General features: G+C 60.2%; 14 protein-coding genes. 8 read left to right on the top strand and 6 right to left on the bottom strand.

Annotated features, from left to right (window positions below; genetic code table 11):
• Positions 1-8: 8 nt before the first annotated feature.
• Positions 9-1424 carry an amino acid permease gene (locus KDB76_RS12810; RefSeq protein WP_013972360.1) on the bottom strand — a complete coding sequence of 472 codons (1416 nt, stop codon included), beginning with the start codon at positions 1422-1424 and terminating at the stop codon, positions 9-11.
• Positions 1425-1768: 344 nt separating this feature from the next.
• Complete coding sequence (locus KDB76_RS12815; RefSeq protein WP_038409465.1) at positions 1769-2191, bottom strand: Lrp/AsnC family transcriptional regulator; 423 nt, start codon at positions 2189-2191, stop codon at positions 1769-1771.
• Positions 2192-2374: 183 nt separating this feature from the next.
• On the opposite strand from KDB76_RS12815, the gene KDB76_RS12820 reads away from it, so the two are divergent.
• The 4 genes from KDB76_RS12820 (at position 2375) to KDB76_RS29780 (ending at position 6029) form a co-directional block, all read left to right on the top strand.
• Positions 2375-3427, top strand: coding sequence for an ornithine cyclodeaminase (locus KDB76_RS12820; protein WP_013972362.1), 1053 nt, complete (start codon positions 2375-2377; stop codon positions 3425-3427).
• A gap of 77 nt (positions 3428-3504) precedes the next feature.
• Positions 3505-4398 carry an arginine deiminase-related protein gene (locus KDB76_RS12825; RefSeq protein ID WP_038410415.1) on the top strand — a complete coding sequence of 298 codons (894 nt, stop codon included), beginning with the start codon at positions 3505-3507 and terminating at the stop codon, positions 4396-4398.
• A 352-nt stretch (positions 4399-4750) separates the two neighbouring features.
• Positions 4751-5635, top strand: a complete 885-nt coding sequence (locus KDB76_RS12830) for a DMT family transporter (protein WP_038409466.1) — start codon at positions 4751-4753, stop codon at positions 5633-5635.
• 313 nt (positions 5636-5948) lie between these two features.
• Positions 5949-6029, top strand: a complete 81-nt coding sequence (locus tag KDB76_RS29780) for a hypothetical protein (protein WP_235208047.1) — start codon at positions 5949-5951, stop codon at positions 6027-6029.
• Between the two features lie 371 nt (positions 6030-6400).
• Here KDB76_RS29780 and KDB76_RS12840 read toward each other — a convergent pair whose 3' ends face one another.
• Together KDB76_RS12840 and KDB76_RS12845 are read right to left on the bottom strand one after the other, a co-directional pair.
• A complete protein-coding gene (locus tag KDB76_RS12840) occupies positions 6401-7666 on the bottom strand; it encodes an integrase arm-type DNA-binding domain-containing protein (protein WP_038409467.1) in 1266 nt (421 codons plus the stop codon).
• Between the two features lie 151 nt (positions 7667-7817).
• The gene (locus KDB76_RS12845) at positions 7818-8732 is read right to left on the bottom strand and encodes a LysR family transcriptional regulator (RefSeq protein ID WP_038409468.1); all 915 of its coding nucleotides are present in this window, start codon (positions 8730-8732) and stop codon (positions 7818-7820) included.
• A 206-nt stretch (positions 8733-8938) separates the two neighbouring features.
• Between KDB76_RS12845 and KDB76_RS12850 the strand changes: the two genes are divergently transcribed.
• From KDB76_RS12850 to KDB76_RS12860, 3 genes are all read left to right on the top strand, one after another.
• Positions 8939-9961 carry a zinc-dependent alcohol dehydrogenase family protein gene (locus KDB76_RS12850; RefSeq protein WP_038409469.1) on the top strand — a complete coding sequence of 341 codons (1023 nt, stop codon included), beginning with the start codon at positions 8939-8941 and terminating at the stop codon, positions 9959-9961.
• 512 nt (positions 9962-10473) lie between these two features.
• Positions 10474-11859, top strand: a complete 1386-nt coding sequence (locus KDB76_RS12855) for a hypothetical protein (protein ID WP_013972369.1) — start codon at positions 10474-10476, stop codon at positions 11857-11859.
• Positions 11859-13214, top strand: coding sequence for an aminotransferase class I/II-fold pyridoxal phosphate-dependent enzyme (locus tag KDB76_RS12860; RefSeq protein ID WP_024086927.1), 1356 nt, complete (start codon positions 11859-11861; stop codon positions 13212-13214). The genes KDB76_RS12855 and KDB76_RS12860 overlap by 1 nt, the downstream gene beginning before the upstream one ends.
• Positions 13215-13402: 188 nt before the next feature.
• Here KDB76_RS12860 and KDB76_RS12865 read toward each other — a convergent pair whose 3' ends face one another.
• On the bottom strand, positions 13403-14713 hold the full coding sequence (locus tag KDB76_RS12865) for an MFS transporter (protein WP_038409470.1): 1311 nt from the start codon (positions 14711-14713) through the stop codon (positions 13403-13405).
• Between the two features lie 65 nt (positions 14714-14778).
• Positions 14779-16092 (bottom strand): L-fuconate dehydratase, encoded by a 1314-nt coding sequence (locus KDB76_RS12870; RefSeq protein WP_038409471.1) that lies wholly within the window; start codon positions 16090-16092, stop codon positions 14779-14781.
• A gap of 101 nt (positions 16093-16193) precedes the next feature.
• Between KDB76_RS12870 and KDB76_RS12875 the strand changes: the two genes are divergently transcribed.
• Complete coding sequence (locus KDB76_RS12875) at positions 16194-17141, top strand: LysR family transcriptional regulator (RefSeq protein WP_038409472.1); 948 nt, start codon at positions 16194-16196, stop codon at positions 17139-17141.
• The last annotated feature ends 26 nt before the right edge of the window (positions 17142-17167 follow it).

Genomic DNA, 17167 nt, shown 5'->3' on the forward strand with positions numbered 1-17167 from the left:
GCGCCCCCTCACAACGCCGATACGGCTACAGGGCCGGATGCCTTCGCGCTGCGCTGATAGGCCAGCAGCAAGCCGATGTACCAGACAGGCATCACATACAGGGCGGTGCGGGTATCTGCTTCAAGTGCCAGCAGACACAGGACGAACATCAGGAACACCAGTGACGTCACCGCAGTGAGCTTACCGCCGGGGAGCTTGAAGGTTGATCGCTGATGGGCTTCAGGGCTGCTGCGGCGGTAGGCGAGGTACGACAGCAAGATTAATGACCAGGTCACGATCACCATGACCGCCGAGATGGTAGAGACCAGGGTGAAGACCGCCATGACGTCAGGGATCACGAACAGCAACGTCAGCGCGATAGTCATGCACAGGCCGGAGAACATCAGTGCCCGGATGGGAGTGCCAGAACCTGACAAACGTCCGAAGGACTGGGGAGCCTGCTTGTTGTGCGACAGGCCGTAGAGCATGCGAGAACCTGAGTATACGCCGCTGTTGGCCGAGGAGGCCGCAGATGTCATCACCACGAAGTTGATCATCCCGGCTGCAGCTGGCAAGCCACCCAGCAGAAACAGCTCGACGAAAGGGCTTCGGTTCGCAGGTACGTGGGCCCAAGAGATCACGCTGATGATGCAGGCGAGCGCAGCGACGTAGAACAGCAGGATCCGCAGCGGGATGGTGTTTATGGCCTTGGGGAGCGTTTTCTCGGGGTTGTGGGCCTCAGCTGCAGCAGTACCGATGAGCTCGGTGCCTACAAACGAGAAGATGGCGATCTGGAAACCGGCCAGGAAGCCCAGCACGCCGTGCGGCATCATCACGCCCGGCTCAATCAGGTGGCTGAACGACGCAGTCACACCGCCTGGAGAGGTGTAGGAGGTGGCAACCATGTAGAGACCGGTGAGCACGAGGGCAACGATGGCGATGATCTTGATCAGGCCGAACCAGAACTCCACCTCGCCAAATGCTTTGACGGCGAGCATGTTGAGCGCCAAGAGCATGAACATCGCGCCGAATGCCGGAATCCAGGTGGGAAGATCTGGATACCAGTATTGAAGAAATCCGGCGACCACCACCACATCACCGACTGCGGTGACCACCCAGCTGAGCCAGTATGACCAGGCGAGGATGAAGCCGGCGCGTGGGCCCAGGTGGTGGTGGACGAGCTCAGCGAAGGAGCCCATTTCAAGATTGGCGAGGAGCATCTCGCCCATCGCTCGCATGATGCAGAAAACGAAGAATCCAATGATCGCGTAGACCAGGATGATTGACGATCCGGAGAGGGCAATCATCTTCCCGGATCCCATGAACAGGCCTGTGCCGATGGCGCCGCTGATGGCAATCAGCTGGATGTGTCTGTTTTCCAGCCGTCGCTTAAGTGTTCGACCGTCGCCATGAGTCGCGTCTTGCGAGTTGCACGATTGATTCATAAATGACCTCTTATTCTTTTTCTGTGAAACCTGTCCCATCCCTCCTAATGGAAGGTTGTTTATAGGCACGAGGCGGATGGGTCGGTTGATACGCAGACGAGGAAAAGTAAATCCAGAAAGAATAATCTGACCAAGTTGTCAGATAATAAATTTGGAAGCGCTATATGGTTGTCTTTCTTGTTGGCATCCACCTTGGCGGTATGGAAGTTGCCATTTTGCCAGCCGTAGTTGTCAACAGGAACGTTACAAAATGTCAGCCATCAGGGCATCTTTTAGCACTTTGCGCACCCTATGGAGCATTTTGATTGGGTGCACAGTCATGGTGCAAAAGCCAGGTCTTTCCCCTACATCTTGAAGGTCGACAGCAGGATGCTGGTCTCGGTGTTCTCGATGTGTGGGATGGATCGGATGGTGTTCAGCGCTTTGTCAAAGGCCTCGAGCGTCTCGGCGCGAAGCTCTGCCATGAGATCCCAGCGGCCATTGGTGGTGTGGATGGCGACCACGTTGGGATGCCCGCGCAGCGCGTGCTTGACCTCGGAAGCATGGTGGCCACTGATACCGATACTTGTGATTGCCCTGACCCCGCGCTCAATCGCATCTGACTGCAGGCGAATCGTATAGCCCATGATAATACCGCTCTCTTCCAGTCTGGTGAGGCGGTTTTGAACAGTCGCGCGAGCGACCTTGAGTTTCTTGGCCAAGGTCATGACGGGGGTTCGAGCGTTGTCCCTCAGGAGGGCGATGAGCTCTCGATCAATGCTATCCATGATACTACGCTATCCATACTGCTAGATTGGGTGAGCAAAGTGTCTAAAAAACCGATAAATATGGCAACCTGTATGCTTCAATTTGTACCACTATTTCATCAGACTTTTGGAGGTGGCAAGAATTTACACTCGACGCTCGCTATGCACTGATTGAAAGCGGGCGCACTCACAAGGTGCATAACAATGACGCATTTCATCGACGTTCCAACGATGTCAGACCTGGTTCATGACATTGGCGTAGTCCAGTTTCTGGGAGAGCTTTCCGAGGTTATCCGCGACGATTTCAAGCGTTGGCCGGACTTTGATAAATCTGCCCGTGTCGCCAGCCACTCTGATGTTGGGGTGATCGAGTTGATGCCTGTGGCTGATACCAGCCAATATGCCTTCAAGTATGTGAATGGGCACCCATCCAACACGTTCAAGGATCTCCACACGGTGATGGCATTCGGGGTGCTGGCCGATGTCGATACGGGGTATCCGGTGTTGCTGTCCGAGCTGACGATTGCAACGGCTCTGCGTACCGCTGCGACCTCGCTGATGGCGGCCAAGGCTCTCGCTCGCCCGAACGCTCGCAAGATGGCGTTGATCGGGAATGGTGCCCAGAGCGAATTCCAGGCCTTGGCGTTCCATAAGCATCTCGGCATCCAGGAGATCGTCGCCTTCGACACCGACCCTCTCGCCACCGCGAAGCTGATTCGCAACCTTCAGGAATACCCAGAGCTCAAAATCACGCGTGCCCAGAGCGTTGCTGAAGCAGTGCGGGGTGCGGACATCGTCACCACTGTGACTGCAGATAAGGCCTATGCAACAATCATTACGCCGGAGATGCTTGAACCGGGCATGCACCTGAACGCCGTAGGTGGTGACTGCCCCGGTAAGACCGAGCTCCATGCCGACGTTTTGCGCAAGGCCAGGGTTTTTGTGGAGTACGAGCCCCAGACCCGTATCGAAGGCGATATCCAGCAACTTGAAGCGGACTCGCCTGTCGTCGACCTGTGGCGAGTGCTAACGGGCGAACAGGAAGGGCGCCAGAGCGCTGAACAGGTGACGGTGTTCGACTCCGTGGGCTTTGCGCTCGAGGACTATTCGGTACTGCGCTACGTGCTGCAGCAGGCTGAGCAGCGTGGTGCGGGAGCGAAGATCGATCTCGTGCCTTGGGTTGAGGATGACCCCAAGGATCTGTTCAGCCACACCCGCGGTCGCGCTGCCAAGAAACGCATCCGACGCGTTGCATAACTCCAAGATCAGACACACATCGGAATTTCGAGATGGCATTTCCTACGCGTTCGATTCAAGCACCTGCAGCGGTGGTGATGGTCAGGCCACATGCCTTCACCCCCAACCCGGAAACGGCAGCAGATAACTCGTTCCAGAGCATCAACTCAGATATCGCCGCTCAAACACTCTCCGAGATCGCTCGGGACGAAGTCACGCAGGCCGCTCGCCGACTTGAAGCTGAGGGTGTGCGGGTTCACCTGTTTGATGACTTTGGCGAGAACGACACCCCTGACTCCGTGTTCCCGAACAACTGGTTCTCGACCCACCCAGGCGGCCATGTGGCGATTTACTCCATGTACTCCCCGAATCGTCGAAGGGAAAGACGAGTGGACGTCATTGAGATGCTCAAGCAGGAGTACCGGGTTCAGGATGTGATCGACTACTCGGGGCTTGAGCAGGATGAACTGTTCCTTGAGGGCACTGGGGCCATGGTGTTCGACCACATGTCCAGGGTCGCTTACACTGCTCGCTCGAACCGAGCTGACCCGATTGCCTTGGAACGGTTCAGCACCCACTTCAATTTCGAGCCGATGGTGTTCGATACCGCGGACGTGAAGGGGGCGCCGATCTACCACACCAACGTGCTGATGTGCGTGGCGACCGAGTTCGCGCTGGTGGGCTTCGAGACGTTCACAAACAAAGCACGTGCTGAAGAAGTGCGCATGCGACTGATGGAATCAGGGCGAGATGTCATCGACCTGACTCACCAGCAGATCGGCGAGTTTGCTGGTAACGCTATCGAGCTTTCAGGGCGTGACGGCCGAATCCTGGCTCTGTCACGCAGGGCGTTCAACAGCCTCACGCATGCACAGAAGCAGCGAATCGAACACTCGGCCAGGTTGGTTCCCTTACAAGTGCCTACCATCGAGATGGCTGGCGGCTCGGTACGATGCATGATCGCTGGAATTCATCTTTCTCCTCGTGACTAATCCACAAAAAACGCCGAGGTGGTTTTTTGAGCGCCGCACTAGGTTTTCGTAGCCCTGAAGTGGGCTGTCGCCAAAACTCTCCGAAATTGGGGCGGAACTCCGGAGTCCAAGCAGCCATTGTGCGGTTCATTCAATCTGACTGAGCATCGGCACCGACACTGGTGCCGATATGGGCCTTTATACCGAAATAGTACTGCCTGCCCTAATCCGATGGTCAGTACGGTGCGAGAAAAGGCTCGATGCGTAGAAGGTTATTCTGCAGGGATCTCTGCCTACATCCCAACCGACTGGCAACCCCAAAAAGCGAATCGTGGTAAACTACGCGTTTTTTCCACCGTATAGGCTCTTTTTAATGCAACAGCGCGATATCGCCACCTACATGTTCCTAGCCATCGCCTGGGGACTTTCCTTTCTGGTTATATTGAAGGTCGTGCATGCGTTCGGATGGGTTGGTGCGGTCAGTTTACGTGCGCTGATTGCCGGCAGCACTTTGGCGATCATCGGGTTCCTATTTGGACGAGCATTGCGCCTGCGAGCGCTGCTCAAACCCTTGCTGGTAGTCGGAGCAACCACTGTGGCAGGGCAACTGATCGGCCTGTCCTATGGTACTCCACGTGTTGGTACAGCCATGGCGGCAATCTTTGTGGCAACCATTCCGCTATTCTCGATGATCATCGGCCGCATATGGGGGTTGGAGAAGATTTCTTCCCAAGGCCTAGTAGGGTTGCTTTTGGGTTTAGTAGGAATCGTCATGCTGGTCGGTTTTCCGGCCCAAGCAGTCACCGCTGATTTCATTCACGGCTGCATTGCTTTACTTCTCGGTTGTGTCAGCGCGGCATACGGTAGTAACTATGCAAGCCTGCACTTGCGGGGTGATGACCCGTGGACGGTGACGGGCGGAGCTTTCCTCTGCGGAGGGGTTTTGACGCTGCCACTATTACTGTTGGTGCCCATTACGCAGGTGCCTCAGACTATTGACTGGCTGTATCTATTGGTCAGTGGCTGCTTGATGAGTGCCACCACTTATGTGCTGTATTTCGGATTGGTAGAGCGCATCGGCGCCACCCGGGCAATCAGCGTCGAGTTCGTTGTAACACTGGTTGCGGTCGTGGTTGGTGCACTGTTCCTCAACGAAGCACTGAACCTGCTTCAAATGGTAGGCGGCCTAGTAATTCTGCTGGGCTGTGTTCTGGTTCTGGGGTTGGTACCTGGTCGAAAGCGCCGTTTGCCAAGTTGAGGCTGAACTTACGGCAGCTTGACTCTGTTAGGGTTTCAAGGCCATGGTCATCTATTGTCGTTGGGAACTTCGGCATATCCTTCGTATACATGCTCGCCAATGCGGTGAAGCTTTCCAAACCCTAATGTGGTGTTTCAGAAATACTGCTGAAAATTTTTAGCTGGGCTCTGTAGATAATAATTCATCAAGATTTGTGTATCGACATGGGTCGACCAGCAATTGTTATTGTTCTTTCTAAATCCGAAAAGCGGACCTGTTACGCCGGGTAAAGCTCCGCAGGGGCGCCCAAGATACTCGCCTGCGTGCTGAGATAATCCTTGCGTATGCGGCTGGCAGGTCAGACAAAGACATTGCTCAGCGCTTGGGTGCCAACAAGGATGTGGTGTTACGCTGATGACAATGCTTCTCAATATAGGGACTGCTACGTTTGAACGATGAGCCGCGTTCTAGCCGTCCTTGCACTATGTCGGATGAGTTGGTTCAGCAAGTGATAAATCAGTTATTGCAGGGTATCCGATGATTCCAGTCACTGGGGTAAGCGCCCTTTGAGCCGTGAGACGGGTATTCAGTCCTGAGCTTCCCCTGCACCATATGCGCTCCCGTTGCAACCCTTAAAGAATGAGTCCAGAATTAAGGCCATTCCCAATTTTGGGATGGCTGAAAGCTCTTAGATTTCAACAGCTCGCAAGCCCGATGCGAGTCTCGTTTCCCGCTTCGCACTCATCGTTCTCAACAGTGCTTCAACCCCCGCATGCGCACCTGAACTTACTCAGCGAGTGCAGCATTTTTGCGTAACCGATCTAAGTAATCCGTCCATTGCTGTGCGGCCTCCCGACGCTGCGGCAGCAATTGCGCGCGGGCATACACGGCACCCAGTGCACCTGGCATGCGGTGCGATAACGACAACTCCAGTACAATCGGATCGATACCTAAATGCTCGTGAGCGATAGTGCGGTAGGTGGCGCGGAAACCGTGCGCAGTGATGCGGTATTCCGGCCAGATCCGCTGGTAGGCCTTGGCCAGGGATGTGGCGTCCACTGGATAGCCTGGGTAGACCGGCGATACAAAGACCCAGCCATTGCCCGCTTCATCCACCACCCGCCGTTCATGTAGTTCACGCAACAGCACAAGGGCTTGCTCCGGCAGTGGCACGATGTGTTTGCTCTTATCCAGATGGCGTGTTTTCCCTACTACATAGCGCCAGTCGGCGCTGACCAGATCGATGTCTTCCCAACGCATTTTCACCAGCTCGCCGGGGCGCACCGGCAGCATGACCAGCAAACGCATCGCCATGCTCACGCTGCTCGGGCTGAGCTCATCCAGACGAAGCAGAAGGTGACCCAAATCGGCTGGACGTTCGATCGCTGGATTACTGGTCACCACATGGCGAACCTTGAGCTCTTCGGTGTTGCTCAGGGCCACGTTACGCTCCACCCAGCCGCGGCCCTCAGCGAAACCGAGCACGGCACGGATGATGGTACGCACGCGCTTGGCCATGGCCAGTGTGCGTGCTCGGCGCAAGGTAGCGATGATCTCGATGATGTGGTCCAGTTTGATCTCGCTGACGGGAATGTTGCCGATCGTGGGCAGGATGTGATTGTTCAAAGCGCCGCGAAAGCCCGCGAGGGATTTGCTCACGAGGTCGTGTGACTTGAAGGCCAGCCACTGTTCGGCGACGTAACTGAATGAGCGTTCCTCATTAAGTAGCTGCTCGGCGATTTTCTTGCGTTTGGCCTTCAGCGGGGCGACGTGATGAGCTACGTTCTGGCGCGCGGCTCGGGCCAGGTCGCGGGCGTCTTTCAAGCCAATGTCGGGATAACGGCCAATCGCGTACACGTTCTCCTTGCCGTTCAGGCGATACCTCATCCGCCAGTATTTTGCTGCAGGCTTGTTCGACTTCTGCGAGGCCTGAACATGCAGGTAAAGACCGGGTACCTCGCCGTCGGCGTACTTGCCGGGGTCAGCAATGGCACGCAAGAAGGCATCGCTGAGTTTACGCCGCAATGCAGGCGTGGGGAGGGAAGTCGTCATGTGCGGGTACTTTTTTTCGAAACGGAAAAAGTACCCCAAAATATACCCGCAGGCGTATTGGAAATGAGCGGAATACGACGGACGGCCTTAGATGTAGACTCAGGTTAAGATACTGATTTTATTGATTTTTGCGGATCTTGATGGAAGTCGGTCACAAGCTATCGGGATCCCCGAAGAACATCTGTATCCGCGACCGCAACCACCGCTCTGCCGGGTCATTGTCCTGCGCCCCGCGCCAGGCCATGTGCAGCTCGAAACTACGCACATCCAGCGGCAGATCCTCAGCCCGCAACCCACCCGCCGCGGTCAACGCATCCGCCGTGTAATCCGGCACCGTAGCGACAATATCGGTGCCCGCGAGCAAGCTCCCCAGCCCGTTGAACTGCGGCACCGCCAGCACCACGTGGCGCTTGCGGCCAATCTCGTCCAGCGCCTCGTCGATGAACCCCGACAGGTCCCCGGCAAACGACACCAGCGCATGCGGCCGCGCGCAGAAGTCGTCCAGGGTGATAGCGCCGGGCACGCTGTCGGCGCGCAGCAGTTTCGGCATGCTGCGGCGCAGCACCTTGCGCTTGGCGTTGGCTGGCAGTTCGCTGGTGTAGCTGACCCCCACCGAGATCTCGCCCGAGGCCAGCAGCGTCGGCATCAGCAGGTAATTGACCCGGCGTACCACCAGCACGATACCCGGCGCTTCGGCGCGGATGCGCTTGAGCAGCTGCGGCAGCAGGGCGAATTCGGCGTCGTCCGACAGGCCGATGCGAAACACCGCATTGCTGGTGGCCGGGTCGAATTCGGCAGCGCGGCTGACGGCGGTGGAAATCGAGTCCAGCGCCGGGGACAGCAGGGCGAAGATTTCGTGGGCCCGGGCCGAGGGCTCCATGCTGCGGCCGGTGCGCACGAACAGCGGGTCGTCGAACAGGTTGCGCAGGCGCGACAGGGCCGCGCTGATGGCGGGCTGGCCGAGGAACAGTTTTTCCGCGGCACGGGTCACGCTGCGCTCGTGCATCAGCGTTTCGAACACGATCAGCAGGTTGAGGTCTACGCGACGCAGGTCGTTTCGATTCATCGGTGCGCTTCGCCTAAAGTGGGGCAGAGGTGAATCTTAAGGCCAAAGGCTGGTACCCTGCACGGGTTTAGGGGGACCAATCGCAGGGAAAGTCAGGTGCCCAATCGATGACAAGCATGTCGACTATTAATGACCACTGATGGTCTAACCGGCAAAGCCCGGATAAAGTCCGTGGTAATTAGAGGTTCACAAAGGCGAGGTATGCGATGTCCCGCATGATCCGTTTCCACAAGTTCGGCGCTGCCGATGTGCTCCGTTGCGAGGAGCAGGCCGAACCGTCACCTGCTGCCGACGAGGTACAGATCCGCGTCGAGGCGGTTGGCGTCAGCTGGTATGACGTGCTCTGGCGCCAGAACCTGGCACCGTCCCAGGCACGCCTGCCGGCGGGGATCGGCCACGAGATGGCCGGGGTGGTGACCGCGGTCGGCGAAGGGGTCGAGGATATTGCGGTGGGTGACCGGGTTGCCAGCTTCCCGGCCACCAGTGCCAACGACCACCCGGTGTATGGCGATGTCATCGTGCTGCCGCGTTCGGCCATTACCCGTTATCCGGATGTGCTCACCCCGATCGAGGCCAGCGTGCACTACACGCCGCTGCTGATCGCCTATTTCGCCTACGTCGACCTGGCCCGGGCCAAGGCCGGGCAGACTGCGCTGGTCACCGACGCCAGCCACTGCGCGGGCCCTGCCTTCGTGCAACTGGGCAAGGCCCTGGGGCTGAAGGTGTTTGCCGCCACAAAAGAGGCGGATCAGCGTGAGTACCTGCTGGGCCTGGGCGCCGACAAGGTGATTGTCACCGAAGAGCAGGACCTGTTGCTGCAGGTTGGCAAGTACACCGATGGCCGTGGCGTGGACATGGTCCTCGATGGCATGGGCGGGCCGCAGATGTCGCTGCTGGGCGATGTCCTGGCACCGCGTGGCAGCCTGGTGCTGTATGGCCTGCAAGGCGGCAATCAGACGCCGTTCCCGGCTTGCGCGGCGTTCCAGAAGAACATCCAGTTCTATGTGCACTGCATCGGCAACTTCACCGGCAAGCCGGAGCTGGGTATCAGCCAGGACCAGGTGGCGCTGCAGCGCGCCTTGCGCGATATCAACCAGTTTACTGCCGACCAGTTGCTGACACCGCAGATCATCAAGGTTTACCCGTTCGAGCAGGTGGTCGAGGCGCATCGCTACATGGACCAATGCCCATGCGGCGGGCGCGTAGTGCTGGACATGGCGCAACACTGACAGCGGTCTGCGTCATCAGGAAGCCCGGGCAGAGTCCCGGGTTTTTTGTGTCTGGTACATCATGATTGATGTTCAAAAAAGGAAATTTCCTACAATAAAAAGAGATGGGGATTATATTTAAGCTATCACCGGAGGTTGGTCGAAATATCCGGCCAAGCTTTTTGCCTTGAATTGTTATTCCCTCGCGGTCAATGTGTTTTCTCACTTCTTCTGAATGGTTTTTTTACCCTGATCTGTATCTTCTATTCGCCTTGCATCCCTCGATAATGGCTCAATGATAGTTTGCGCAAGGAGCGTGGAATGAGCATGGCTATGCCCAGGCCAGGGCGGTGTATGGCAGCGGCGGGGCGTCGCTACGATGCGTTTTTCTCGATGTCTTGGCGACAGTGACTGGTTACGTCATTACTTCCAATTAGTTGTAGGAAATTTCTTCTGGAAAAGTTCAGGGCATGTTGATGTTCAGGTTCTCTGATCAACGTGCGCTGGCTGCATGAAGTTGATGAGGTGATTTCGTGACTGCTATTCACGACCAGGCAATGCACTATATCTACCAGCAAGTACTCGAGCGCTTGCTCAGTCATATGTCACAGGCGCAGCGTGCTTCCTTGCAGTTGCTGATACAACGGCTGCTGGTTGCTGCAGGCGGGCCAGAATACATCGGCACCTACCGCTTGCTGGTGCTGCAAGGCAACGATCACCGCAGCGCCCGGCTGCTGGCGATGCTGCGTGCCGCACAACTGAGTATCGCCCTGCGTGCGCCGGTAACCTTCCAGCTGCGGGTGCTGGTAGTGAGCCTGCCCGTGGCTGACAGTGCCACGCTCGAATGCCATGAGCGCGGCTTCAATGCGCTGTTCTTGCAGGATGACCCGCGGGTGCAACTGCAGATGATCAGGGGGCGTGAAGTAGTACCGTTCAGCCGGCATGCTCCTGCCGCACCCGAGAGCTGGCTGTTGGCGAGGGACGCCATGCTGATGTTCGGTCACCTGGTCGACGCCAGCCCCGAAGCGCTGCTAGGGAGTCGTCTGCACCTGGAGTTGGCGGCCGCGGTGGGCTTTGCGCTGCAGGCCCATACCCCTGCGGATGTATTGATCACCGCCATCCCGGCGTGCCAGCGCCGCCGGTACCTTGCCTGGGCACGGCGCAGCTTGCGCCTGGCAGGGGAGCGGGGTTCGCATGCGGTGCACCAGTGCCTGGCGACGCTGGCACAGGGGCTCAGTCGCCTGCACGGCAGCATCGGGGGCCCATCGAGCGCCCTGGCGGAACCGGCCGTGGGGGCGGCGCCGCAAAACACGCCGGTGCGGTTGATTGCCATTGACGACCTGCTGCCGCCATTGCTCGAAGAACAACAGCTTGACCTCATGCTCGGTTGCCGCTTCGAGGGGGGCCAGGACGCCCGGCCATTGGCCGCGTTCGTCGAGCCGTTGGCCCCGGCGCAGTTGCAGCAACTGCACGCGCGCAGTCTCGAACCGCAGGCAAGTCGCCCGGCATTGCGGCTGGCTGGCCAGCCGGGCGCCAACAAGCGGCGCGATGTGCATCAACTGCAGTTCGGCAGGGCATACGGCATCAACCAGATCCAACAGGTGTGCCTGCTGTTCAGCCCGTTTGCCAGGCAGGGGAAGAACCTGGAGCGCTTTCTGCAGTGCTGGCATGCCGACATGCTGGTGGCGCTGCCATATCTGCATCGGGCCTTGCAGGGTAAACCCTGCCCTGAAGCGGTGAAAAACTGGCTGGTGAACACCAGCGGCCTGCCGCTGGGGCAACTCAGGTTGATCTATGGCGGGGGCCTGCCGCTGGCCTCCTGGCGCCTGATGAGCCATCTGGCCCGTCGCGATGTACAGCTGAGGTTGCTGCCGCGGCGGGCAGCGGGGCGGCGGCGTGGTCATGCGGGGCCGCCTTGATGGAGCAATCGGGCGCCGGAGAGTTCGCCTATCGCAAGGTCTATCGCTACCTGGAAGCCTTGATCGACCAGGCTCCACGAAGTGGCCCCTGCCGTTTGCCGTCGTTGCGCGAGTTGGCCCGGCGGTTGCGGGTGTCATTGGCCACCGTACAGAGTGCCTACAGCCTGCTGGAAGAGGAGGGCCGCGTGCAATGCCTGCCCAGGTCGGGCTATTACGTACAGGGCGCTGCCAAGGATGCTGCAGCGGCCATGCCCCTGCAGGCCCCCCTGCCGACACAGCCGATGCTGGAGCGAACCCTGCTCAGCCACGAACGGCGCCTGGCACGTCAGCGCACGCACAATGGTGCCCCTTGGGACGCGCCCGGCAGCGCCCGCCTGCGCAATGCCGTCGCAGAACGCTATACCCGTTCCTCCAACCGGTACTGGCGTGCCGAGGACGTTCAGTTGGCTCCGGATGTGCAGGCGTTGCTGGAGACCTTGCTGGCGGCGTTGGCTGTGCAAGGTGGAACCGTGGTGGTGCACTCGCCCTGTTGCTGGCAGGTACTGCGCGCGTTGGCCCGCGCTGGCATGCGAGTGTTGGAGGTACCACTGGATACCTGCGGCAACCCGGACCTGCGCGCCCTGGCCTGGCTACTGGATAGCGAGCCGGTGTGCATGCTCGTGATGCCGTCGTGCCTTGGCATGCCGCAGGGGCGGCTGGTATCACCGCACTATCAGCAGCAGCTTGGCCAGATGCTTGGGCAGCACTCTGTATGGGTGCTGGAAAACGACCTGGACAGTGAGCACTGTTACAGCGGGCCGCCGAATATGCGCCTGCGCGATTGGGTCGACCCCCGCTGGCTATTGGTGATGGGGGCGTTCGATGCCGCAGTGGGGAGCGAGGCGCCCTATGCCTACTTGCTGGGCCATGATGCCGGGCTGGCCAAGGCTTTCGCGGAGCGTGCGTTTCGGCTTGCACCGCTTCGCCTGCAAGCGCTGGCGCACATGTTGGGCAAAGGCGAGATCGAGACGCAACTGGTGCGGCTACGTACGGACCTGCAAAAGCGTATGCAATGCCTGGCGCGTGAGTTGCAGCTGCAGTTCGGCCAGCGGGTGGTGTTGGAAATGCCGGAGGGTGGCCGGACACTGTGGGTGCGCTTTCGCCAGCCACTGCCGTGGGCGGATATTGCCGCGTCGTTGGCGGGTTCAGCGCTGCATGCAATGCCGGGCGAGCAGTTCAGCTTGCAGGGGCGCTACCAGCAGTGCCTGGCGATGGCCTGGCTGGGTGATCACCCGGGGGAGCTGCAACAGGCGGTAGAGCGCCTGGCCCAGGTGCTGGAACTGCGCTGTGGCCGGCCCGCCGGGGTTACTCCTTGAGCCGTCGGGGTTGCTCGGGCTGCGCTGTCGTTCAGGGAACAATGCTCAAGAGCGTGTCACATTCCCTGTGGGAGCGGGCGTGCCCGCGAAGCGTACAGCTCGGTGTATGGCACCGGCTTCGCCGGTGTTCGCGGCGGTTCGACGCCTCGACATGCCCGCTCCCACAGTTGTTCCATGAGCGCCTCCTGTCAGCGATTCGCTTGCTCCTGCCCTTGCCGCAAGCGGGTACTGACCAGCGCTGCCATCACCAGCAACGCGGCGATGATCCACAAGCCATTGCGGGTACTGCCGGTGGCCTGCTCGATCAGGCCCATCACCGATGGGCCGACGAAACCGCCAAACAGGCCGCAGGTGGTGACAAAGGCCAGTCCTGCCGCCAGGGCGCTGCCACTCAGGCGGCTGGAGGGGAAGACGAAGATGATCGACTGCACCACGAACAGCATCAGGGCAGTCAGCGAAAACCCGATCAGGCCGATGAACGAGTTGGCCAGCGACGCCAGCAGCAGCCCGGCCGCCATGGTCAGCAGGCCGCCGAACAGCAGGGTGCGGCAACGGCTCGGCGAGGTGGCCAGGCGCGGGAAGGTGGCGGCGCCGATGGCGGCAGCAATCCACGGTACGGCGGTCAGCAGGCCGACCTGGAAGGGCGACAACGCGCCGTAGGTGCCGATGATGCCCGGCAGGAAGAAAATCACCGTGTAGATGGTGATCTGGTGCACGAAGTACACCACGATCGCCAGCCAGATCTGCCGGTCGCGGAACATCTGCCCCAACTTGCTCTGCTGCGGTGCGGCGGCCCGCTCCGCAGCCAGACGGCGCTCGATGTCCTCGGCTTCGGCGGGCGAGAGCCAGGGCGCCGAGGCCGGGCCATCGGGCAGTTTCTTCCATACCACATAGGCCAGGGCCACTGCCGGCAGGCCCTCGAGCACGAACAGCCATTGCCAGCCGTGCCAGCCCAGCACACCGTCCATTTCCAGCAGCGCACCCCCCAGCGGGCCGCTGAGGATGTTGGCCAGGCACACGCCCAGCAGGAAGTAACCCGTGGCGCGGGCACGCTGTTCACGGTCGAACCAGTAGGTCAGGTACAGCATCACGCCGGGGAACAGGCCCGCTTCGGCGACCCCGAGCAACAGGCGCATGACGTAGAACGAGGTTTCGCCCTGGACGCAGGCCATGCCCGCCGAGAGCAGGCCCCAGGTGATCATGATGCGGGTGATCCAGAAGCGTGCGCCCACCCGATGCATGATCAGGTTGCTGGGTACTTCGGCCAGGGCGTAGGTGAGGAAGAACAGGCCGGCGCCCAGGCCGTAGGCCGCTGCCGACAGGCCGAGGTCGATGCCCATGCTGGCCTTGGCCAGGGCAATGTTGGTCCGGTCAAGGAAGCTCATCACGTAGACAACGATGAGCAGTGGCATCAATTTGCGCAGCAGCAGGCCGTTCAGGCGCTGTTCGGTGGTGGCTGCAGGGGCGGGCGCCGCTGCAGTACCGGTGAGGATTGTCATTGTTTTTTCCCCGTGAAAAGTGCTGGTGGCGTGCCGCGCAAAGGCGGCACACCCAGGTAGGTGGGTCAGGAACGGTTGATGTCGAGCCACACCGCGCCGTTGGGGTACTGGTAGCGTTCCAGGGTCTCGGCATGCATTTCGATGCTGTAGCCCGGGCGTTGCGGTGGCATGTAGCGCCCGCGGCGGATCACCACCGGGTCGATGAAATGCTCGTGCAGGTGGTCGACGTACTCCAGCACCCGGTTGTGCAGCGAGGCCGATACCGCGATGTAGTCGAACAGGGCAATGTTCTGCACGTATTCGCACAGGCCGACACCGCCGCCGTGCGGGCACACCGGTACGTCGTACTTGGCCGCCATCAGCAGCACGATCAGCACTTCGTTCAGGCCACCCAGGCGGGCCGCGTCCAGTTGGCAGAAGTCCAGCGCGCCGGCCTGGAACATCTGCTTGAACATCACCCGGTTGTGACAATGTTCACCGGTGGCCACGCCAATCGGCGCAATGCGCTGGCGGATGGCGGCGTGGCCGAGGATGTCGTCCGGGCTGGTCGGCTCCTCGATCCACAGTGGCTCGAAGGCGGCCAGGCGGCGCATGTTGGCGATGGATTCCTCGACGCCCCATACCTGGTTGGCATCCATCATCAGGGTGCGCTCCCAGCCAATTTCGTCGCGCAGGATGCTGGCGCGGCGAATGTCTTCCTCCAGGTCCGCACCGATCTTCTGCTTGATGTGGGTCCAGCCATCTTCCACCGCCTCGCGGGCCAGCTTGCGCATCTTTTCCTCGCTGTAGCCCAGCCAGCCCGGCGCGGTGGTGTAGCCGGGGTAGCCTTCGCGCAGCATCTGCGCTTCGCGCTGGGCCTTGCCCGGGGCCTGGCGGCGCAACAGGGCGATGGCTTCTTCGGGGGTGAGCACATCGGTGACGTAGCTGAAGTCCAGGCAGCGCACCAGTTGTTCGGGCGTCATGTCGGTCAGCAGCTTCCACACCGGCTTGCCTTCGTGCTTGGCCCACAGGTCCCACACGGCATTGATGATGGCGGCAGTAGCCAGGTGGATCACGCCCTTTTCCGGGCCCAGCCAGCGCAACTGGCTGTCGCTGACGGTGAAGCGGTGCCAGAAACCGCCCATGTCGGCCGTGATTTCCTCCAGGGTAAGGCCGACGATCAGCGGCGCCAGCGATTGCACCGCCGCCGCGCAAATCTCGTTGCCTCGGCCGATGGTGAAGGTCAGGCCGTGGCCTTCGAGGGCCTCGGCGTCGGTGTGCAGCACCACATAGGCCGCTGAATAATCGGGGGCGCTGTTCATGGCGTCGGAGCCGTCCAGCGACAGCGAAGTGGGGAAACGAATGTCGCGAACGCTCAGGTGGGTAATACGTATGCTCATGGTCGGCTCTTGTTCTGTTCAAGCACTGGGGGACCTGACTGTAGGTTGTCGAGCGATACAGGCATAATCGCCAAATCTTAACCAGCGATACCGGATTCGATATGTCTCGATTGCCACCCGACAGCGCCCAGGCGCCTGCCAGCCTCGGCGCATTGAAGATCTCCAGCCGGCAGATCACGCTGCTCAACGCCTTGGGCGAGTTCGCTAACCTGCGCCGTGCTGCCGCGGCGATGCACACCACGCAACCGGCAGCGAGCCTGTTGCTGCAACAGCTCGAGGAACGTCTTGGCGTACGCTTGTTCGAGCGTTTGCCACGGGGCATGCAAGCGACGCTGTATGGCGCAGTGATGATCCGCTATGCGCAGAACGCGCTGCATGAGTTCGAGCACGCCCAGGCGCAGATTGCCGAGCTGGCGCGCGGGGCTCAGGGCCTGGTGAGGGTGGGCAGCGTCATGGGCCCGGTGCCGGGTGTGCTGACCAGGGCGGTACTGGCCTACAAGCGCGATCACCCCAAAGTGCGCATTTCCCTGGAGGTTGGCACCAGCGACACCTTGCTGCCGGCCTTGCTGCGTGGCGACTTCGACATGGTGGTGGGGCGCCTGCCGGACCAGAGCGACAGCCAGGAATTGAACATCGAACTGTTCGAAGGCGGTGAGCAGATGCGCGTTATCGCCCGCGCAGGCCACCCGCTGGCCAATGCCACCGGGCTGCAACTGGCCGACCTGGTGGCGTCGACCTGGATACTGCACCCGATCGGCAGCCCGATGCGCCGCCGCGTCGAAAGCGCGCTGCAGGCCGGCGGCATGGTGCAGTCACTGGATATCGTCGAAACTGCCTCGATCCTGGCTACCACCGCCATGCTCGAAGCCTCCGAGATGATTGCGGTGGTGCCCGATGATGTGGCCAAGCATTATGCCCGCTATGGCATGGTCGCCATCCTGCCGGTGGAACTGCCGCTGGCCATGGCCAACCTGGGCGTGCTGACCCTGCGCTCGCGGCCCAACTCGGTTGCCCTGGACACCTTGCTGCACTACCTGCGGGCGCAATAGCCCTGCCTTTTCACTTGCCTGAGGCC

The sequence above is a fragment of the Pseudomonas sp. JS425 genome (assembly GCF_018223845.1).
Taxonomy (GTDB): domain Bacteria; phylum Pseudomonadota; class Gammaproteobacteria; order Pseudomonadales; family Pseudomonadaceae; genus Aquipseudomonas; species Aquipseudomonas asiatica.